Source organism: Streptomyces sp. NPDC018019, assembly GCF_044327805.1.
In the GTDB taxonomy this organism is placed as follows: domain Bacteria; phylum Actinomycetota; class Actinomycetes; order Streptomycetales; family Streptomycetaceae; genus Streptomyces.
In genome coordinates this window covers 44,567-62,235 of record NZ_JBIRGD010000023.1, presented here as the reverse complement: position 1 = coordinate 62,235, position 17,669 = coordinate 44,567, and the positions used below count along the sequence as shown (strand labels likewise).

18 protein-coding genes are annotated in these 17,669 nt (G+C 72.8%); 14 read left to right on the top strand and 4 right to left on the bottom strand.

Translation table 11 applies throughout. The features are described 5' to 3' along the window. Positions 1–7: 7 nt before the first annotated feature. Complete coding sequence (locus tag ACH4FX_RS31320) at positions 8–2,314, top strand: NHL repeat-containing protein (RefSeq protein WP_398484639.1); 2,307 nt, start codon at positions 8–10, stop codon at positions 2,312–2,314. 195 nt (positions 2,315–2,509) lie between these two features. Here the strand turns inward: ACH4FX_RS31320 and ACH4FX_RS31315 are convergent, their stop codons facing one another. After that, the gene (locus ACH4FX_RS31315) at positions 2,510–3,346 is read right to left on the bottom strand and encodes a DUF1206 domain-containing protein (protein ID WP_398484637.1); all 837 of its coding nucleotides are present in this window, start codon (positions 3,344–3,346) and stop codon (positions 2,510–2,512) included. Positions 3,347–3,849: 503 nt separating this feature from the next. On the opposite strand from ACH4FX_RS31315, the gene ACH4FX_RS31310 reads away from it, so the two are divergent. The 6 genes from ACH4FX_RS31310 to ACH4FX_RS31285 all read left to right on the top strand — a co-directional run bounded on the left by ACH4FX_RS31310 (position 3,850) and on the right by ACH4FX_RS31285 (position 8,972). Continuing rightward, positions 3,850–5,001 carry a ferredoxin reductase gene (locus tag ACH4FX_RS31310; protein ID WP_398484635.1) on the top strand — a complete coding sequence of 384 codons (1,152 nt, stop codon included), beginning with the start codon at positions 3,850–3,852 and terminating at the stop codon, positions 4,999–5,001. A gap of 18 nt (positions 5,002–5,019) precedes the next feature. Next, positions 5,020–6,162: a fatty acid desaturase family protein gene (locus tag ACH4FX_RS31305; protein WP_398484633.1), complete on the top strand. Its 1,143-nt coding sequence runs from the start codon at positions 5,020–5,022 to the stop codon at positions 6,160–6,162. 119 nt (positions 6,163–6,281) lie between these two features. Then, positions 6,282–6,842: a DUF5994 family protein gene (locus tag ACH4FX_RS31300; RefSeq protein ID WP_398484631.1), complete on the top strand. Its 561-nt coding sequence runs from the start codon at positions 6,282–6,284 to the stop codon at positions 6,840–6,842. A 176-nt stretch (positions 6,843–7,018) separates the two neighbouring features. Then, the gene (locus ACH4FX_RS31295) at positions 7,019–7,402 is read left to right on the top strand and encodes a hypothetical protein (RefSeq protein ID WP_398484629.1); all 384 of its coding nucleotides are present in this window, start codon (positions 7,019–7,021) and stop codon (positions 7,400–7,402) included. Continuing rightward, positions 7,399–7,857, top strand: coding sequence for a DUF5994 family protein (locus tag ACH4FX_RS31290; protein ID WP_398484627.1), 459 nt, complete (start codon positions 7,399–7,401; stop codon positions 7,855–7,857). The genes ACH4FX_RS31295 and ACH4FX_RS31290 overlap by 4 nt, the downstream gene beginning before the upstream one ends. A 116-nt stretch (positions 7,858–7,973) precedes the next feature. After that, positions 7,974–8,972, top strand: a complete 999-nt coding sequence (locus tag ACH4FX_RS31285) for an acyl-CoA desaturase (RefSeq protein ID WP_398484625.1) — start codon at positions 7,974–7,976, stop codon at positions 8,970–8,972. A gap of 37 nt (positions 8,973–9,009) precedes the next feature. Here the strand turns inward: ACH4FX_RS31285 and ACH4FX_RS31280 are convergent, their stop codons facing one another. Beyond that, the gene (locus ACH4FX_RS31280; protein ID WP_398484623.1) at positions 9,010–9,267 is read right to left on the bottom strand and encodes a hypothetical protein; all 258 of its coding nucleotides are present in this window, start codon (positions 9,265–9,267) and stop codon (positions 9,010–9,012) included. Between ACH4FX_RS31280 and ACH4FX_RS31275 the strand changes: the two genes are divergently transcribed. The 3 genes from ACH4FX_RS31275 (at position 9,266) to ACH4FX_RS31265 (ending at position 12,601) form a co-directional block, all read left to right on the top strand. Continuing rightward, complete coding sequence (locus ACH4FX_RS31275; RefSeq protein WP_398484621.1) at positions 9,266–9,475, top strand: hypothetical protein; 210 nt, start codon at positions 9,266–9,268, stop codon at positions 9,473–9,475. The two genes, ACH4FX_RS31280 and ACH4FX_RS31275, sit on opposite strands and share 2 nt — an antisense overlap. 332 nt (positions 9,476–9,807) lie before the next feature. Continuing rightward, entirely contained in the window at positions 9,808–10,596 is a 789-nt protein-coding gene (locus tag ACH4FX_RS31270) for a TetR/AcrR family transcriptional regulator (protein WP_398484619.1), read from the top strand. A gap of 529 nt (positions 10,597–11,125) precedes the next feature. After that, positions 11,126–12,601, top strand: a complete 1,476-nt coding sequence (locus ACH4FX_RS31265; RefSeq protein ID WP_398484618.1) for an FAD-dependent oxidoreductase — start codon at positions 11,126–11,128, stop codon at positions 12,599–12,601. Between the two features lie 267 nt (positions 12,602–12,868). On the opposite strand, the gene ACH4FX_RS31260 is transcribed toward ACH4FX_RS31265, so the two are convergent. Then, positions 12,869–13,237: an ArsR/SmtB family transcription factor gene (locus tag ACH4FX_RS31260; protein ID WP_398484616.1), complete on the bottom strand. Its 369-nt coding sequence runs from the start codon at positions 13,235–13,237 to the stop codon at positions 12,869–12,871. A gap of 482 nt (positions 13,238–13,719) precedes the next feature. On the opposite strand from ACH4FX_RS31260, the gene ACH4FX_RS31255 reads away from it, so the two are divergent. Both ACH4FX_RS31255 and ACH4FX_RS31250 read left to right on the top strand, forming a co-directional pair. Then, positions 13,720–14,451 carry a hypothetical protein gene (locus ACH4FX_RS31255; RefSeq protein WP_398484614.1) on the top strand — a complete coding sequence of 244 codons (732 nt, stop codon included), beginning with the start codon at positions 13,720–13,722 and terminating at the stop codon, positions 14,449–14,451. Positions 14,452–14,509: 58 nt separating this feature from the next. After that, positions 14,510–14,839, top strand: a complete 330-nt coding sequence (locus ACH4FX_RS31250; RefSeq protein WP_398484612.1) for a DUF6233 domain-containing protein — start codon at positions 14,510–14,512, stop codon at positions 14,837–14,839. A gap of 33 nt (positions 14,840–14,872) precedes the next feature. Here ACH4FX_RS31250 and ACH4FX_RS31245 read toward each other — a convergent pair whose 3' ends face one another. Further along, a complete protein-coding gene (locus ACH4FX_RS31245; protein WP_398484781.1) occupies positions 14,873–16,258 on the bottom strand; it encodes a cytochrome P450 in 1,386 nt (461 codons plus the stop codon). 334 nt (positions 16,259–16,592) lie between these two features. Here ACH4FX_RS31245 and ACH4FX_RS31240 point away from each other — a divergent pair, with 334 nt between their 5' ends. After that, on the top strand, positions 16,593–16,955 hold the full coding sequence (locus tag ACH4FX_RS31240) for a hypothetical protein (protein WP_398484610.1): 363 nt from the start codon (positions 16,593–16,595) through the stop codon (positions 16,953–16,955). 134 nt (positions 16,956–17,089) lie between these two features. Further along, positions 17,090–17,413: a hypothetical protein gene (locus ACH4FX_RS31235; protein ID WP_398484608.1), complete on the top strand. Its 324-nt coding sequence runs from the start codon at positions 17,090–17,092 to the stop codon at positions 17,411–17,413. The last annotated feature ends 256 nt before the right edge of the window (positions 17,414–17,669 follow it).

The following is a 17,669-nucleotide window of genomic DNA, read 5'->3' as shown; positions in this document are numbered from 1 at the left end:
GCAAACCATGACAACCGCAACCAGCACAGGAACCGGTCCGCAGCCCGCGGGCCTGCTCGAAGGCGCCATCGCCACGGTCGCCGGCAACGGCGCGGCCGGCTTCATCTCGGACGGCGGACCGGGCGCGCTGACCCGCCTCTACCACCCCACCAGCGTGGCCGTGGGCAAGGACGGCACGCTCTACATCGCCGACCGGTACAACCACCGGATCCGCAAGGTCACGCCCAACGGCATCATCACCACCGTCGCGGGTGACGGCATCGCCGGATACATCTCGGACGGCGGCCCCGCCGTCGCCACCCGGCTCCACTACCCGGCGGACGTCGCCGTGGACGACGCGGGCAATCTCTACATCGCCGACACCAACAACCACCGCGTCCGCAAGGTCACACCGGGCGGCATCATCACCACCGTCGCGGGCAACGGAGAGGCCGGATACGTCTCCGACGGCGGACCCGCCATCGCCACGAAGCTGCACTACCCCCACGCGCTGACGGTGGACCGCGGCGGAAACCTGTACATCGCGGACCACCACAACCACCGCGTCCGCAAGGTCACCCCCAACGGCAACATCACCACCGTCGCGGGCAACGGCACCGCCGGATACGTCTCCGACGGCGGGCCCGCGATCTCAACCCGGCTCTACCACCCCATGGGGCTGGCCGTGGACGCCGAAGGAAACCTGTACATCGCCGACCGGTACAACCACCGGATCCGCAAGGTCACGCCCAACGGCATCATCACCACGGTCGCGGGCAACGGCACCGCCGGGTACGTCTCCGACGGCGGACCCGCCATCGGCACCCGCCTCCACTACCCCTGGGGGGTGACGCTGGACGAAGCCGGCAACCTGTACATCGGCGACGGACACAACCACCGGGTCCGCAAGGTCACTTCGGACGGGATCATCACCACGGTGGCGGGCAACGGAACCGCCGGATACGTGGACGACGGCGGGCCCGCCGCGGGCACCCGCCTCTACTACCCCTCGGGGCTGGCGCTCGACCGGGCCGGCAACCTCTACGTCGCCGACCTCCACAACCACCGGGTCCGCGGCGTCACGGCCGTCGCCCAGATGACCCCGCCGCCCCCGCCCACCGCCGACCTGTACGGCGAGGTCGTCAGCCCGTACCGGGTGCAGCGCGGCCAGGAGTTCGACCTCGGCGCGCGGATCCGCAACCGCGGGCCCAACCCGGCCGACGGCCAGTCGGTGACCGTGGTACTGAGTCTGGCCGACGGCCTGGCCGGCGGCCCCGGCGCCGAGGGCCGGCGGCTGACCCGTACGTTCTCCGGGCAGCAGCTGCTCCCCCACCAGGGCGTCCTGGACGGGGTGTTCCGGGTCAGCGCGCCCGAGAGCACTCCCGCGGGCACGTACACCTGCACTCTGGAGATCCAGTACGGCGGCGAGCTCAACCTCAAGGACAACGCCTACACGCTCCCCGTCACGGTCGTCGTGCCCGCCCCCGTGGCGGACGAGACGGCACTGACGATCTACCAGGACACCGTGCCCGAGGCGGCTCCGGGCCAGCGCACCGCGTTCAACCTCCGCTATCTGTCACCAGCGGGGCAGCCGGTCAACCCCGGTACGATCACGCAGCGTTTCGCCGCCCCGTCCGGCTTCCTCTTCACAGGCCAGCCCACGTACGCGTACTACGAGACCATCCACGGCGTCATCTCCGGGAATCTGTCCCACCGGGTCGAGGACGGCGGCCGCACGCTCCTCATCACGGCCAACCCGCATGTCAACACCACGACCAGCGACGCCGGATCGGTGATCTACACCATCCCGGTACAGGTCCGCGCCGACGCCCTGCCGGGGCGGTACGACAACGGCTCGGCCAGCATCGGGCGGCACACGCCGGTGCAGCTCTCCGGCACGGTCACGGGGAGCGCCCAGAACGAGACCGCGCTACGGGTGGTGCAGGAGTCGATCCCCGCAGCCGCCCCGGGCCAGAACACCACCTTCAACCTGGAGATCCGCTCACTGGGCAACCAGCCGGTCAACCCCGGCACCATCGAGCAACACTTCACCGCCCCCACCGGCTTCGCCTTCACCGGAGGCGCCTCCTACGGCTACTACTTCGTCCAGCCGTACGTCACCGGCAACCTCGAAGGCCGGCTGGAGGACGACGGGCGGACGCTGGTGGTGACCTCCAACCCGCATCTGAACACCGGGGCCACGGACAAGACCGCACTGATCTACACCCTGGGCATCCGGGCCCTGCCGGACGCCCGACCGGGCACACAGTCCGACGACGGCCAAGCCGCCATCGGCCGCCTCACGCCCATACCGCTGACGGCCCGGGTGCTCTGACCTGCCGCATACGGACACCAGGCGTCCGCGCCGGGTGATTCGGACGACTGCCGCTCCGGCCCGGTTCCGCACCGGGCCGGAGCGGCGGCATGCCCACCGGCCCATGCCCGGCGGACGTTCGCGGTCCGGGCCCCCGCCGGATGGGCCGGTACCCCCACTGTGACCTGTCGGGATTCTGCACACACGGCGCCGCCGCTACAGACGGCGCCAGCGGGCCGAAGCGAACGAGAAGCCGCCGAAGAGGACCAGTCCGGCCGCGACGACCACCAGGAGCCACGGGCCCGCCGGAGTCTGCGTGAAACTGCGCAGCGTCGCGTCCAGGCCCTTGGCCCGATGCGGATCGAAGGTGACCGCGGCGATCAGGACGAAGCTTCCCGCCGCGGCGAACACCAGGCCACGCGCCACACCGCCGCCCACGCCCATGCCGGTGACGGCCTGCCGCGTGCGGTGGCTCATCGCGCCGTTGTCCAGCTTCCGCAAGAAGCGCCGCATGCCCGCCCTTACGGCGAGCACCACGCCGACACCGATCAGGACGGCGCCGGCCAGGGCCACGAGCACCCGGCCGTACGGCAGCTTGAGGGCCGCTGCCGTCCAGTCCTGCGACTGCGCGTTGCCGCTGCCGCCTCCACCGCTCCCGGCGGCGTAGGCCGCGGTCGCCCAGCAGACCACGGCGTAGAAGACCGCACGGCCGCCGTTCAGCAACCGCTCCGGGACCTTCCGCGCGGATCCCCTGGCCAGCACGGCACCGGCACCCCGCCAGATCGCCATGCACCCGAAACCGGCGGCCAGGGCCCACAGCAGCACAACCCCGAAGGGCTGGGCCGCAACCTGGCCCAGGGCTCCCTGCCGGTCCGCCGACTCGCCTCCTTCTCCGAGGGCGACCTGGACGGCGAGCACGCCGACGAGTACGTACACGACGCCCCGTGCGACGAAACCCGCCCGGCCCGCGAGGATCAGCGACTCCTTGTCGGCGGTGCGCCGGCCCGAAGCGCCCGCGGCGCTGCCGTGCCCACGTGCGTGTGACGACGTCACAGTGCCCTCCCCGGAGAGTGGCGCGCGGTGCGCGTCCTTGAGTCACCCGTGTGCCCCTGAAGCTGCTCTCGAAGCACGCCGCCCCGAACGCGTCCGCGCGGTCCCGCGACCGATGGGAGAGAACCGTTTACGGGCATCTTGTGCAGGGCGGCCGGCCAGTGCTCCGGGTCCGCAGCGATGTGGGAGATCTGCCTTCGCAAGGGCCCCAGCGCTTCGGCGAGAGCGGAAGGTTCTCACAGCTGGTCGCGGGGGTGAAGCCAACAGACTCCGTCCATGAACTGCCAGGTGGGACCGGCCCTTTGTGAGGGAACGCCGCACCGACGGGAGCAGGCTTGGAAACGGCGGGACCACTGGCGGAATTGTTTCCTCGATGCCGGGCGCCTGTGCTTCTCTGGCGGTGGCCGGCTCCGGGCTCGGCCGCCGCCAGAGACGCACGCACGTGAGTGCCACGTTCTGCCCTGCTCGCGCGCCATCGCCTACGGCACGAGAAGAGGGATTCGTAGATGCCTCCGTCCGCGCCTTCGCTCTTCGCCGTCCGGCTCACCGACCGGATCCTGTCGGCCGCGGCCTTGCTGACCACCCCGCTGGCACCGGACGACTACCTCGGTCTGATCGATCCACTGCTGTCGGCGCGCCATCCGGCGGGCCGGATCGTCGCCGTGCGGCCGGCGGGGCCCGGCGCCGCCACACTGGTGATCAGGCCGGGGCGCGGGTGGGCCGGGCACCGGGCCGGGCAGTACCTGCCCGTCGGTGTCGAACTGGACGGCGTGCGGCACTGGCGCACCTATTCACTGACCTCCCCACCCGGCGGGCCCGGTACGCCGCTGACCATCACGGTCAAAGCGGACCCGCGGGGCCGGGTCTCCCCGCGCCTGGTCCACCACATCCCGCCCGGCACCGTACTGCGACTCGGCCCGGCCCAGGGTGACTTCGTACTCCCCGATCCGCCGCCACGCCGGATGCTGATGGTGTCGGCGGGCAGCGGCATCACGCCGCTCATGGGGATGCTGCGTACGCTGGTGGGGCGCCACTCCCGACAGCCCGGCCGCCCGGACGTCGTACTCCTGCACAGCGCTCCCACCCCGCAGGAGTGCCTGTTCCGCGCCGAACTGCGGGACATGGCGGCCCGGCTGCCGTGGTTCCGTTTCCGCGAACGGCACACCCGAACCCGCGCTCCCCACGCCGGGGCTGCGGAAGAGGCCCCACCGGCACGCCGGCTGACCGCCACCGACATCACCGGGCTCTGCCCGGACTGGCAGGCCCGCGAGACCTGGGCCTGTGGTCCGCCCGGCCTGCTGGCCGCGATCGAGGAGCACTGGGCGTCAGCCGGTCTCACCGCACGGCTGCACACCGAGCGCTTCCGCCTCGCCCCCTTCCACCCGCCGGGACCCGGCGCCCCCGGAGGCCGCGTCCGGTTCGCCAGGAGCGGCATCGAGGCGGAGTCCGACCCGGCTGTCCCCTTGCTGGTGACCGGCGAACAGGCGGGCGTGCCCATGCCATACGGCTGTCGGCGCGGCGTCTGCTTCGGCTGCCTTCTGCCGCTTCTGCACGGCCGGGTGCGCGACCTGCGGACCGGCGAGGTGCACGGCGAGCCGGGGACGCCGGTCCAGAGCTGTGTGAACACCGCGGCAAGTCCGCTCGTCCTCGACATCTAGACATGTGAAGGAGCCACCATGGCGACCACCGTCCCCGACCTGACTCCCGAGCGGATCGAAGCATTCGGAGCGGAGCTGGACCGGATCCGCGCCGACGTCGTCGCCGGCCGCGGCGCCGCCGATGCCCGCTACATCCACACCGTGATCACCGTGCAGCGCGGGCTGGAGGCAGGGGGCCGGGCCGCTCTCGCCGTCTCCCTGCTGCCGCCCGCCTGGCTCGCGGGCACCGGGATGCTGACCACTGCCAAGGTCCTGGAGAACATGGAGCTGGGCCACAACATCCTGCACGGGCAGTGGGACTGGATGGGCGACCCGGCCGTCCACTCCACGACCTGGGAGTGGGACTTCCCCTCCCCCGCCGAAGCCTGGAAGCACACCCACAACCACCTGCACCACACCTACACCAACGTGGTCGGACGCGACCGCGACCTCGGCTACACGATCCTGCGCATGAGCGCCGGCCAGCGCTGGCACCCGGTCCACCTCCTCCAGCCGCTCTACGCCGCCCTCCTCGCGCCGGTCTTCGAGTGGGGCATCGCGCTGTACGACCTGGAGGCGGACGCCGCCGTCGCAGGCCGCAAGAGTGCCCGGCGCCTCGTCACCGACGCCGCGGGGCTGGCCCGCAAGGTCCTGCGCCAGTTCGCCAAGGACTACGTGTTCTTCCCGCTGCTCGCGGGCCCGTCCGCGGTGCCGTGCCTGCTCGCCAACCTCACCGCCAACACCCTGCGCAACATCTGGGCGCACACCGTCATCTTCTGCGGCCACTTCCCCGGCGACGTGGAGACCTTCACGGAGGAGGAGATCGAGGGCGAGAGCCGGGGCGAGTGGTACCTCCGGCAGATCCAGGGCTCGGCGAACCTCCAGGGCAGTTCCCTCTTCCACATCCTCAGCGGCAACCTCAGCCACCAGATCGAGCACCACCTCTTCCCCGACCTGCCCAGCAACCGTTACGCCGAGATCGCCCACCGGGTGCGCAGGACCTGCGCGGCGTACGGAATCCCGTACGTCACCGGCCCGCTGCACCGGCAGTACGCCTCCACCTGGGGCCGCATCCTGCGTTATGCGCTCCCCGCGCGCGCCGAGCAGGGGCATCGGTCAAGCAGGCCCGTTGTGAGCAAGCCGGTACGTCCAACCAGGCCGATCACTCGCCGGGCACGGTAGGCTGGGTGTCACCGAGAGCATTTCGCACACTGGCTCAGAGCTGGAGTCGTTCTCGGAGAACGACGACCCCCAGGCAGACGACGTCGCCCGTCGTGGTGCCTCTCAGGTGGGACCGAGCCATGACCGTGCTCGACGAATCAACGACTGCTTCCACCAGCCCCCGGGCAGCCAGGCTCCGCCTGACACCGACGAACCGTCGCAGTGGCCCGCTGGACGGCGCCTGGTGGCCCCGCTCCCGCGACCTGGTACGCGAACTGCCAGCTCTCACCGTCGCCTTGGACCCCCTGTGGGGCCGCATCACCAGCGTCACGGTGAACCCGGCCTACTGGCCGGTGACCCCGCGCAAGGTGCCCGTCAACGGCCACGTGGTGCGGGTGGGAGCGTTCGGGGCCGAACAGGACCCGCACGAGCTGTTCCTCGCCTCGTACACCGTGGGCCGCTGGGACCTGCTGATCGTGCCGCCCGAAACCGCCCCGGACCGTGCGGCGGCCCTCATGCTCGCTGCCGCCGATCCGCACAACACCCTTACGGCAAGCGGCCTGTTGAAGACCTTCGGTGCGCCGACCGTTGCGTGTAGCCGCCGGACGGTGGGTACCCGCAACGTGCCGCCCGGCGCAGCCGAATGGGAGAGCGAGGGCGGAGCCGTCCGCACGGCCCCGGCCCCGGCCCCGACCAGGTAGGTCCGCCCAGCCGCGCATGCCGCGGGTCACCTTGGTGGCTGCGGCGTCCCAGCAACGTTCTGTTCGGCACCGGCCTCGCGACCGCACCGCACCGCACCGGAGGTTTCCTCTCCGGCCGCCCCTACGGACCACCGCGTCCCCGACGCCGCCTCCGTGCGGCCCGGAAGGAGATACTCATGACCCACCGCCCACTGACCGACCACCCCGAGCGCACCACTGCCCGTCCGCAACCCGCCGGGGCCACCCAGGGGCCCACGGCGGCACCCGGTCACGTCGATGTCCGCATCGAGGCGGCGACCCCCGAAGCGGCCCGCCTGGTCGCCCAGACGCTGCGCGACCACTACGCCGGCGCCGAGCAGCGCAGCTACCCCGACGCGCCCGACGGCGGCACCAGACTCCACCTCACGGTCGACACCACCCGCACCCCCGGCGCCACGGAGCCGCCACGGCCGTGGCCGGTCGCAGGCCGGCCCCACCACGACGAACTCGCGAACGCCGTCCCGCGGCCGTCCGCACCCACCACCCCGGACGAACCGTCCGGAGAGAGGCTGACGCCATGACCACCACCAGCGTGCCCCCGACCGCCCCTCAACGGTCCCTTCCCGCCCGGCTAGCCGTTCTCCCCCAGGGCACCGGCTTGCACCGCATCGACGGCGCGTGGTGGCCGCGCACCCGGCAACTCGCCACCGAACTGCCGCCCCTGCTCGATGCGCTGGCCCCCCGCTGGGGCCGTATCACCCGGGTCACCGTCGACAACTCGATGTGGGACACCGGCCCCCACCGCCTGGTGCTCGGCCGACGGGTGATCCACATCAGCCGGTCCATCGGCATGGGACACCGCCACAGCGTCTGCCTGCTCGCCCTGGGCACCGGCCGGTGCGACCTGCTCGTCGTGGCGCCCGACACCCCGGCGGACCAGGCCGGCCGCATCATGGCCAACGCCTCCCGCACAGGCAGCAGTACCGGAACGCAGACCAGCCCAGCAGGCTACGGCCCGCACCGTCTCCCCGCCTGACGGCCACTCGCGGCAGCCCACAGCGTGCCGCCTCCCGCCGTTTTGGGAACCCCCTACCTTGCAGGCCCAGGACCCCGGCCGGACCGAACCCCTCCAAACAGGCCGAGGAGCCACGCATGACCACGACCACCGCGCCCCAGGCACCACCTGAACGGCCCGGGAGCCGACGCGCTTATGACGGAACCTCCCCTTTCCTGGAGGGACGGCGCGGCCCCCGTACCGGCGCCCAGCGCCTCCAGATGGTCCTGACGGGGGTCATCGTGGCGTTTCCCCTGCTGGCCGTGGTCCTGGCCGGCTGGGTGCTGTGGGGACGCCTGTTCGGTCCGGCCGACCTCCTCATCGCCCTCGTCTTCTACGTCGTCACCGGCCTGGGCGTCACCGCAGGGTTCCACCGGGGCCTGACGCACCGCAGTTTCACCGCCATCCGGCCACTGCGCCTCGTCCTGGCGGTGGCCGGCTCGATGAGCTTCCAGGGCGATGTGATCGGCTGGGTCGCCACCCACCGGCGCCACCACGCCTTCACCGACCGCCCCGGCGACCCCCACTCGCCGTTCCGCTACGGCACCACCCTGCGCGGTCAGCTCCGCGGCCTGGCACACGCCCACGTCGGATGGCTGTTCCACCGCGAAACCAGCGCCACCGTCCCCGCCGGACGCTACGCCCCCGACCTGCTCGCCGACCGCGGGCTGCGCGCCGTCTCCCGTGCCTTCCCCGCATGGTGCGCCCTCAGCCTCGCGCTGCCGTTCGCCATCGGCTGGGGCGTCGGCGGCACGCTGCACGGCGCTCTCACGGCACTGCTGTGGGCCGGCCTCGTACGCGTTGCCCTGCTCCAGCACGTGACGTGGAGCGTGAACTCGCTGTGCCACATGGTCGGCACCCGCCCGTTCCGTACCCGCCGCCACGACCGCGCCACCAACCTGTGGCCGCTGGCCCTGCTCTCCTTCGGCGAAAGCTGGCACAACCTCCACCACGCCGACCCCACCTGCGCCCGCCACGGCGTCGACCGCGGCCAGCTCGACCCGACCGCCGCCGCCATCCGCCTCTTCGAACGCCTCGGCTGGGCCACCGACGTCCGCTGGCCCACCCCCGCCCGCCTGGACCACTGCCGCCGATGAACCGGCCGGGACCGCGCAGAGCGGGGCAGGGCTGCCGTCAGGACCTCGGGGTGGCATGCAGACCCCTGCTGATGACGTGGTGCATGCCTCCGGCCAGGAGCGCGTAGAGCATCTGTTTCTGGGACAGGTCAGGGAAACTGTCCAGGAAGCTCCTGACCACTTCGAGTGCCTCGAATTCGATGGTCCGCTCATGTGCGGGGCGGTACCGGGCGAAGGGTTGCGCGATCTCACGCACGGCGGTGTCGGGCAGCGGGTGCGCGCAGTCGATGTGGTCCTGCTCGAACCACGTGGTCATGCTCGATCCACTGCGTCAGGACCGCTGCGGGCTTGGCGAGTTCCCTGGCCAGCGCCTCCGTCTCCTGCCGTCGCAGGACGTCGGCAACCGTTTGTTTGCGCCGAGCCGTGCGCAGCGCCGCTACGGCGGCCTGGTCACCGGGCAGGAGTTCCAGCGTGAGGGCGGCTTCGAATGGGCCACTCCGAGGCAGAGCATCCAAGTCACCTAGCGTGCGCACCGGGGCCCGCCGGAAAGACTGTTCAGTCGCGCTCCACCATCGGCGCGAAAGAGGAAGTCCCTGGGGAGCGGTTGGGGAGGATCGACTGCATGACGCGGCACGGCCCTGGAAGACGCCACCCACCCCAACCCGCCGCACCGTCTGTGACCTGCAAAGACGCAGGCCACAGACGGTGCGATCGGCGTCACGCGGGCCTGAGTCGGGCGATCCCCCGCGTCGCCCGACTCAGGCAGCTCGACCGGAGTCCTGGCCGCGTCGGGGCGGACATCCGGAGACCTGCTGAGTATATTGGCTCCCAGCCAGTCAACGCAGGAGTTAACAGCATGTCCCCCCGCAGCCCCTCGGTCAATGAAGAGTTGCGGCGGCGTTCCCGGGAGCGCTTGTTGCAGGCGACCGTCGAGCTGGTGGACGAGCGCGGGTACGAGGCGACGACGCTCGGGGACATCGCCTCCCGTGCCGGTTCTGCGCGTGGGCTGATCTCGTACTACTTCCCGGGCAAGCGGCAGCTGCTGCAGTCCGCCGTGCACCGGCTGATGCACCGCTCGCTGCAAGCGGCTCTGGAGCGCGAACCCGCCCCGGTGGGCGCGGACGCGGGCCGGGAGCTGTTGGCGCGGGCGATCGACGCGATTCTCGGGCTGGCGCAGGAACGTCCGTTGCTGATGCGTACGCACATGGCCGGGATTCTGACGGCGGAAGGTTTCATCCAGTGCCCCGAGCAGCAGCGGCTGGCGTTCTTGCTGCGTGACACCGTCGAGCGGTACGGCTCGAAGGACGCGGACACGGATTACCGGCTGCTGCGGGCGTTGCTGATGGGGGCGGTGGTGGCGGTGCTGCTTCCAGGGGCGCCGATGCCGGCCGCACGACTGCGGGCCGAGCTGTTCCAGCGGTACGGGCTCGACTGGGAGCTGGGAGTGCCACCTAGCGAAGGGCCGGAACCGCCGCTCGAAGGTCCGCCCCCGCTCCTGGGGCCACCGCCGGATGTCACCACACCGCTGCACGAACAGCTGTCGAAGGACTCGCTTCCGCCGAGCGAGCACCAGGCGAAGAGCCCGCCCCCGCTGAGCGAACAGCCGCCCGTGTTGGGGCGGGAAGGTGCGGCGGCGGAAGGGTGAACGGGCGGAGAGGGTGGGGGGAGCGGGGAGGTTCGGGAGGAGCGGGGCGCGGGGAATCGGTGCTGGGTGGGGTGGGCGGGGGAGGCGGGGCGGTTCTGGCGCGCCGCCCTTGGGTAACCCCCGGCTGGGGGGGGATGATTCCGTTCGATTCGCCCTGGTGGATGCGCGGTGGGCGGCCCGGACGTACGGAGGCACGCCCCGGACGTACGGAGGCACGACGCGCGGGCCACGGCGCACGGCGGCGCCCCATGGCGGACGCACTCCGTGGCGGGCGCGGCCCATGGCAGACGCACCCCATGGCAGACGCACTCCACGGCTGACGCACCCCATGACGTACGGCTCGCCGGCCTGGCTCGGGCGGGTGGTGGGATTCGCTCCGGCGGGTGAAGGGTGTTGCCCGTACGGGATTCACTCCTCGTGACGCCACCGCGACGCCCCCTGTGCCCCTGCCGAGCAACCCCGGCCGCACACCTCCCGCGTACCCCACACCAGTGCGATTCTGGAAGTACTCCGCGGGAAGGGGCCTTCCGTGCTTCGTGTCGCAGTGATCGGGTCGGGACCCAGTGGCGTCTACACCGCTCAGGCGCTGGTCGGGCAGGAGGCCGTGCCGGACGTCGAGGTGTATGTGCTCGACCGGCTGCCGTGCCCGTACGGACTGGTCCGCTACGGGGTCGCGCCCGACCACGAGAAGATCAAATCGCTCCAGCACAACCTCCGTACAGTGCTGGAGCACCCGCGTGTGCACTTCCTGGGCAACGTCGACGTGGGAGCCGACGGCCTGGGGCCGCGGGAGCTGCGGCGCGTGTTCCACGCGGTGGTGTACTGCGTGGGGGCCGCCACCGACCGGCACCTGGGCATCCCGGGCGAGGACCTGCCCGGCAGCCACTCCGCCACCGGCTTCGTCTCCTGGTACAGCGCGCACCCGGACGCGGCGGACGGCCGCTTCCCGCTGGCCGCGCGGTCCGCGGTGGTGATCGGCGTGGGCAACGTCGCGGTGGACGTGGCGCGGATTCTCGCCCGCGGGGCGGACGAGCTGGCGAGCACGGACGTGCCGCAGGCCGCGCTCGGCGCGCTCGCGGAGAGCCGGATCGAGGACGTGTGGATGGTGGGGCGGCGGGGGCCGTCGCAGGCCAAGTTCACCACCAAGGAGCTGCGTGAACTGGGCACGCTGCCGGGTGCGGATGTGGTCGTACGGCCCGGTGAGCTGGCACTGGACCCGGCGTACGGCGATTCCACGGGGCTGCCCGCGGTGAACCGGCGCAATCTGGAGGTGCTGCGCAACTGGGCCGGGAAGACGAGGGAGGCAGGGGAGGCAGGAGGGAAAGAAGGGGCGGAGGTGGCAGAAGGGATGGGAGGGGGTGGAGGGGCAGAAGATGCGCCGGGGGTGGCTCGTGAGGCGCGGCGCCGGATTCATCTGCGGTTCTTCCTCCGGCCCGTCGAAGTCCTCGGTGATCCGGAGTCGGGCGTGCGCGCGGTGCGGTTCGAGCGGACGGTGCCGGACGGGCTGGGCGGCGTCACGGGCACCGGGCGGTACGAGGAGATCCCCGCGCAGCTGGTGCTGCGCTCGGTCGGCTACAAGGGGACGCCGCAACCGGGCCTGCCGTTCGACGCGACGACCGGGACGGTGCCGCACGCGGAGGGCCGGGTACTGCGGGACGGCGTGCCCTCCCCCGGCGAGTACGTGGCGGGTTGGATCAAACGCGGGCCGACCGGCGTGATCGGTACCAACCGGCCGTGTGCCAAGCAGACCGCTGCCGCGTTGCTGGCGGACGCGGAGGTACTGGCGCGCGAGCCCCTGCCGGACGACCCGCTGGCCGTGCTGCGACAGGCGGGGCAGCACCCCGTCCCCTGGCCGGGCTGGCTGCGTATCGAGGCCGCGGAGGCCGCACTCGGCCGCGAACTGGGACGGACGACCGTGAAGATCGCCGACTGGCCGGGGCTGCTGGTGGCCGCCGCGGACGGGAACGGGGATATGGAGAGGGACGGGAACGGGGACCGGGACTGAGGCGGAGACGGGAGCGCTGAGCGGGTGCCGGGCGAGTATGAGCGCGGGTACGTATTCGACTGCGGGTATGGCCTCGGGTACAGGTACTGCTCCGGGTCCGGGGACAGGTACTGCTTCGGGTACCGGCCCCGGTACAGGCACAGGCCCGCGTACGGCAACGGGCGCAGGTACAGATCCAGGTACACGTACGAGTTCCCGTCAGGTCTGGACGGACGCCTCGTCCCCCTCCTTCCCCGCCTCTTCGAGACCTCGCGCCCCCGCGCCCCTTCAGGCGCCCAGCCGCCTGTCCTGGAGTTCCGCCGCCTCCAGCACCCGTTCGAGCAGGCCGGGGAAGAGGGTGTCCAGGTCCGCCCGGCGCAGCACGTTCATCTTGGCCGTACCGCGGTAGATCTGGCTGATGACGCCGTGCTCGCGCAGCACCCGGAAGTGGTGCGTACAGGTGGACTTGCTGACCGGCAGGTCGATGACGGCGCAGGACAGTTCGCCCTCGGCCGCGGCGAGACGGCGGACGATGCGCAGCCGCATCGGGTCGGCCAGCGCGTGCAGGACGTCTTCGAGGCGGATCGCCGCGACGTCCGGGTGGTCCAGGGCACGGGCGCCCGGCCGGTCGGCGGATGTCGTCGTGGTGGTCGGCATGGCGGCTCCTGGAAGTCGGCTCCGGGCGGTCGGTTTTCAGCCGGGGAGCTTTATTGTACGAGGAACGTCGTATTTTGACATCTTCGCAGGACGGAGGCGTGGGACGGGTCGCGGCCGGGCGCATACCCGGAACCGGCGGGCTGACGCCTGTTCAGCTGCCGCCGGGTGGCCGACATGCACGCGGCACGGCGGGGCACCCGTGGCGAAGGGGTGAAGTGCCGGAGGCCGACGGGCCTCGGGAGCCGTACGGGGGAATGAGTGGGCAACCAGTGAGACACGACTGATCACGATCGCCGAACCGCGACGCAGTCGCCGGTTCCCGTCGGAGGCTCGATGACGAACAGGACCCGCCCGTGACCGGCGCGTGGTGGCCCCTTCCGCGCCGGGAACGGGCCCTGCCGGAACCGAAACGGCATCCCTCGCGCGCGCCGGGACGCCCGCCGCACCACCCGGCGGGCCCCGATCGGGCGGCCGGCGCACCGGTGGACCACAGGGCGCGCAAGCTCGCACCGGCCCTGACGGCGCGTACCGGGCGGGCCCTCCTCGCGCAGTGGCACCGTGTCGCCGGTCCGACCTGGGCCGCACTGTGCCGTCGACGTCTGGCCGCGGTACCGCTGACCACGGCGTCCGCGATCCTCGTGATCACCTGCCACGCCCTCGCCCTGACGGACGCCGGCTCCCGGCTGGTCTGGGCGCTCGGCGGGGTGCGGGCCGACGTCCCGCTCTGGCTGGTGCCGCTGCGGCTGCCGCTCTCGCTCTTCGCACCCGCGCCGGGACTGCCGTGGTGGGGCGCCCTCGCCCAGGTGATCGTGATCTTCGGGGTGGCCGAGTGTGTCCTCGGCACCCTGCGTACGGCGGCCGTCTCACTGGCGGTCACGGCCGCGGCGACGCTGTTCGCCCGCTTCCTGCTCACCCTCGGCCCCGGCCACCCGCTGGCGGTCCCCCCGGACGAGGCGATGCTGGCCGACACCGGGCCGTCCGCGGCCGTGGTGGGGCTGCTGATCTGCGTCGGATGGGCCTGCCGGGCCCCCGTCCTGATCTTCGGTACGGTGCTGACCTTCTCCCTGGAATGCGTACTGACCTCCACCCTCTCCAGCCGCGCCCACCTGGGCGGCATCGCCGCCGCCCTGGTGTGCGCCGCGGTGGTCTGCCGGACTCCGGCCCGCGCGGCCCCGTCGTCGGCCGAGCCCGCCCCCACCGGCAGCGACGCCTGACGGCCCGGCCGCCGTACGGACCGGTCCGCCCGGCAGGCCAGACGCTAGACTCGAACACGTGAGCGAACTGCCCCCTGACCTGCCGCGCCTCCGTACCTTGGAGACGTGGCTGCGCCTACAGCTCTCCGCGGTCCGGGCCCGCATCCAGTTCCTCGAACAGCAGGAGCGGAACCGGCCCGTACCGGTCCGGCCGCCGCGGCCCGACTGGCTGCTGGAGACCGAACGGCTCGGCGGGCGCAACGGGCGTCCCGTCCGCGTCCACGCCGGCGGGTGCAGCCAGGCCCGCGGCCGGGCCATCAGCCGCGAGCAGGCGGTCGACGCCCTCGGCCGGGGCGTGGAGGCGTGTTACGGCTGCCGCCCGGACACCGAGCTGGGGATTCTGGGCTGACGGCCGGACACCGGTGTCCTCCCGGTGGCTCGGTCACGGATACGGGCGTGCGCGCAAGGTGGCGATCAGCGGCACGGCGGGCTGGATGAGCAGGCCCGCCCGGTGGGGCACTTTCTCCGGGGTGACGTCCAGGTGGAAGCGCTGCGCCAGAGTGGCCAACAGCAGGGCCGCCTCCACCTGGGCGAACCGGGCGCCGATGCAACCACGAGGACCGCCGCCGAACGGGAACCAGGCGTGATCGGGGATGGCGTCCGGGGCGTGCGGGTCCCAGCGTTCGGGGCGGAACGCCGTGGGGTCGGGGAACCAGCGCGGGTCCCGGTGGGCCGTCCACTGGCTGCACCACACCGCCGTACCGGCGGGGATGAGGCGGCCGCCCAGGACGGCACCCTCCCTGGCCACGGCGGGGACGAGCCAGGCGGGCGGGTAGACCCGCAGGGCCTCCTTGACGATCTGCCGGGTCCAGGGCAGCCGTTCGTGATCCTCGACGGTGGGCGGCCGGCCGCCCAGGACGCGGTCGAGTTCGTCGTCCAGGCGGGCGCGCGCTTCGGGCGACCGGGACAGCAGGTGCCAGATCCACGTCAACGCGGTGGAGGTCGTCTCGTGGCCGGCCGCCCACAGCGTCACCGCCTCGTCGCGGACCTCCTTGGCGGACAGCGGGCGCCCCTCCTCGTCCCTCGCTTCGAGCAGCCGGGACAGCAGGTCGCCGCCCCGGTCGACCCGGCCGTTCGTACCGTCGCCGTCGCCCGCGCGCGCCCCGGTCGCCCGTGCGGCGATCAGCCGGTGCACCTCGGCGTCGATGGTGGCGATGGCGTCGAGCAGGCGCCGGCGGTAGGGAGTGCGCACCCGGTCGGGGAGGAAGAGGCCGAGGCTGCGGATCTCGGTGGCGATCGCCTGTTCGGCCACGGCCATCGCCGCGCCGAGGGCACGGGTCCGGTCTCCGAGGTCGTTGCCGAACAGGGTACGGAGCACGACGCGCTGGGTGATGAGCGTCATCTCCCGCTGTACGTCGACACGTTCGCCGTCGCGCCAGCGGCCGGCCGCCCCGAGGGCGCTGTCGACCATGGTCCGAGCGTAGCGGCGGACCTGGCGCGGACGGACGGCCGGCTGGACCAGGCCGCGCTTGCGGCGCCAGTCGGCGCCCGTACTGCGGATGACACTGTCACCGACGATCTGCCGGAAGGCCCAGCCGGCTTCCAGGAGGTCGTAGGAGTGGTCCCGGGAGCCGAGGAATTCGGCGATGTGCTGCGGGTGGGAGAGGAACAGGCTGCGCCGGGGGCCGAAGGACCACGTCACGGCGTCGCCGAACTCGTCCCGCAGGCGGGCCAGGAAGGCCAGCGGGTCCTTGCCGAAGGCGGGCAGGTTCCCGAGCCAGGGCAGACCGCGCGGGCCGGGGACGGGACGGAGCGGGACGGTTTGCACGGGCACGGCTACTCCAGGCGCGGTGAGGTGCGGTGACCCGGTGGCTCCCCGACGGCGGAGCCGGGCGGGAGCCTGCCTGCCGGCGACCACTGCCCGGGACGTGGTGCCGCGCGGCGGACGGGCCATTACCCGACCCTTTCCCCTGGGCGCGCCGCCGACACGCACGAGCCCGCACCTCACCCCTACCGGATGACGGCGCCCGCTCGGCCGACGGGGCCCCACCGGGGACGACGGCTTCCGAGCATGACTGCTTCCGTTACGACAGCCCCCACCGCGGGAAACTCACCCATTCGACGACATGCGCGAACAGTAATCGAATGACTACTCTTTGTGTATGAACCTTGGGGGACGTCGGAGGCGCCGGTCCGTGGCGCGGGCCGGTCTCCTGATGCTGATCGCGGTGCTGTTCGCCCTGTGCGGTGCGGCGCCCGCCGCCGTGGAAGCGGCCTCGGGGCAGTCCGAGGTCGCCGCTGCCGCTCCGGCCAAGACCGCCGCCGACGACAGCGTTGCCCAGGCCGGGCCCCGGTCGCCCCGCGCGGGCCGCCCGGACCGCTCCCCCACGGCGCAGCCCCTGGCCCCCTCGCTCCCGTGCCGCCCCGGCCGTACCGCCCGCCTGCTCACCCGCTGGGCCGATCTGCGGCCGGGCGTACGGAACGACGCCAACGCCCGCGCGCACCACACCGTCCTGCGCTGCTGACCGGGCCGCGTTCCCGCCGCGCTCCGGAGGTACCGGCCCGGACGGACCGGCCGGGCAGCCGTCCCCCGACGGCGCACCGGAGAGGCGCGAACGCTCCCGCACACCGCAGTTGCGACCAGCAGGAGAGGTGCGTCATGCCCATCGATCCCCAACGCGCGCTGGAAGGCTACCTGCGCGCCCTGAGTTACGCGCCGGACGACCCCGGGCCGGGCCCGGAGCGCGTCCGCCCCGCGGCCACCGCCGCGACCGGTCCTGGACACGGCCCCGCCGCGACCCCGGACCACGGCTCTTCGTCCGGTCCCGGGCGGCAAGCATCTGAAGCCGCCCAGGACAAGACCCCCGTGCCCGCCCCTGCCCGGGAGCGGGTGTCTGCCGCCGCGAGCGGAGCGGGACTGCTGCTCCGGCTGTTCTCCCTGCGCCGCGGCCCGGCGACCGCCGAGCGGACGCGCCGGGCCTGAGCCGCGCACGAACGGCCCGGCGCCCGGCCCACCGGCCTCCCACCGCCGTACGCTCCCGCACCGGTGCCCTCCCCGTGGGGGCACCGGTGCACCCTTCCGGGTGGCGGCGGCCCGCCCCGCCCCGTGGGCACCGGGAATCCGGCCGTGCCGGTGCCAGGCTGTCAGTGCCGGGCGGCGGTCGTGCGCCGGCCCGGCGCGCGCGTGCGGCGCGGTACGTGTCGGCGTCCCCGTGCCGGGTTGCGGCGCGGGCCGGGCG

Coding starts and splice junctions, on each gene's coding strand:
- ACH4FX_RS31320 (WP_398484639.1), top strand. CDS start 8: ATGACAACCGCAACCAGCACAGGAACCGGTCCGCAGCCCGCGGGCCTG.
- ACH4FX_RS31310 (WP_398484635.1), top strand. CDS start 3,850: ATGCCTCCGTCCGCGCCTTCGCTCTTCGCCGTCCGGCTCACCGACCGG.
- ACH4FX_RS31305 (WP_398484633.1), top strand. CDS start 5,020: ATGGCGACCACCGTCCCCGACCTGACTCCCGAGCGGATCGAAGCATTC.
- ACH4FX_RS31300 (WP_398484631.1), top strand. CDS start 6,282: ATGACCGTGCTCGACGAATCAACGACTGCTTCCACCAGCCCCCGGGCA.
- ACH4FX_RS31295 (WP_398484629.1), top strand. CDS start 7,019: ATGACCCACCGCCCACTGACCGACCACCCCGAGCGCACCACTGCCCGT.
- ACH4FX_RS31290 (WP_398484627.1), top strand. CDS start 7,399: ATGACCACCACCAGCGTGCCCCCGACCGCCCCTCAACGGTCCCTTCCC.
- ACH4FX_RS31285 (WP_398484625.1), top strand. CDS start 7,974: ATGACCACGACCACCGCGCCCCAGGCACCACCTGAACGGCCCGGGAGC.
- ACH4FX_RS31275 (WP_398484621.1), top strand. CDS start 9,266: ATGCTCGATCCACTGCGTCAGGACCGCTGCGGGCTTGGCGAGTTCCCT.
- ACH4FX_RS31280 (WP_398484623.1), bottom strand. CDS start 9,267: ATGACCACGTGGTTCGAGCAGGACCACATCGACTGCGCGCACCCGCTG.
- ACH4FX_RS31270 (WP_398484619.1), top strand. CDS start 9,808: ATGTCCCCCCGCAGCCCCTCGGTCAATGAAGAGTTGCGGCGGCGTTCC.
- ACH4FX_RS31260 (WP_398484616.1), bottom strand. CDS start 13,237: ATGCCGACCACCACGACGACATCCGCCGACCGGCCGGGCGCCCGTGCC.
- ACH4FX_RS31240 (WP_398484610.1), top strand. CDS start 16,593: ATGAACCTTGGGGGACGTCGGAGGCGCCGGTCCGTGGCGCGGGCCGGT.
- ACH4FX_RS31235 (WP_398484608.1), top strand. CDS start 17,090: ATGCCCATCGATCCCCAACGCGCGCTGGAAGGCTACCTGCGCGCCCTG.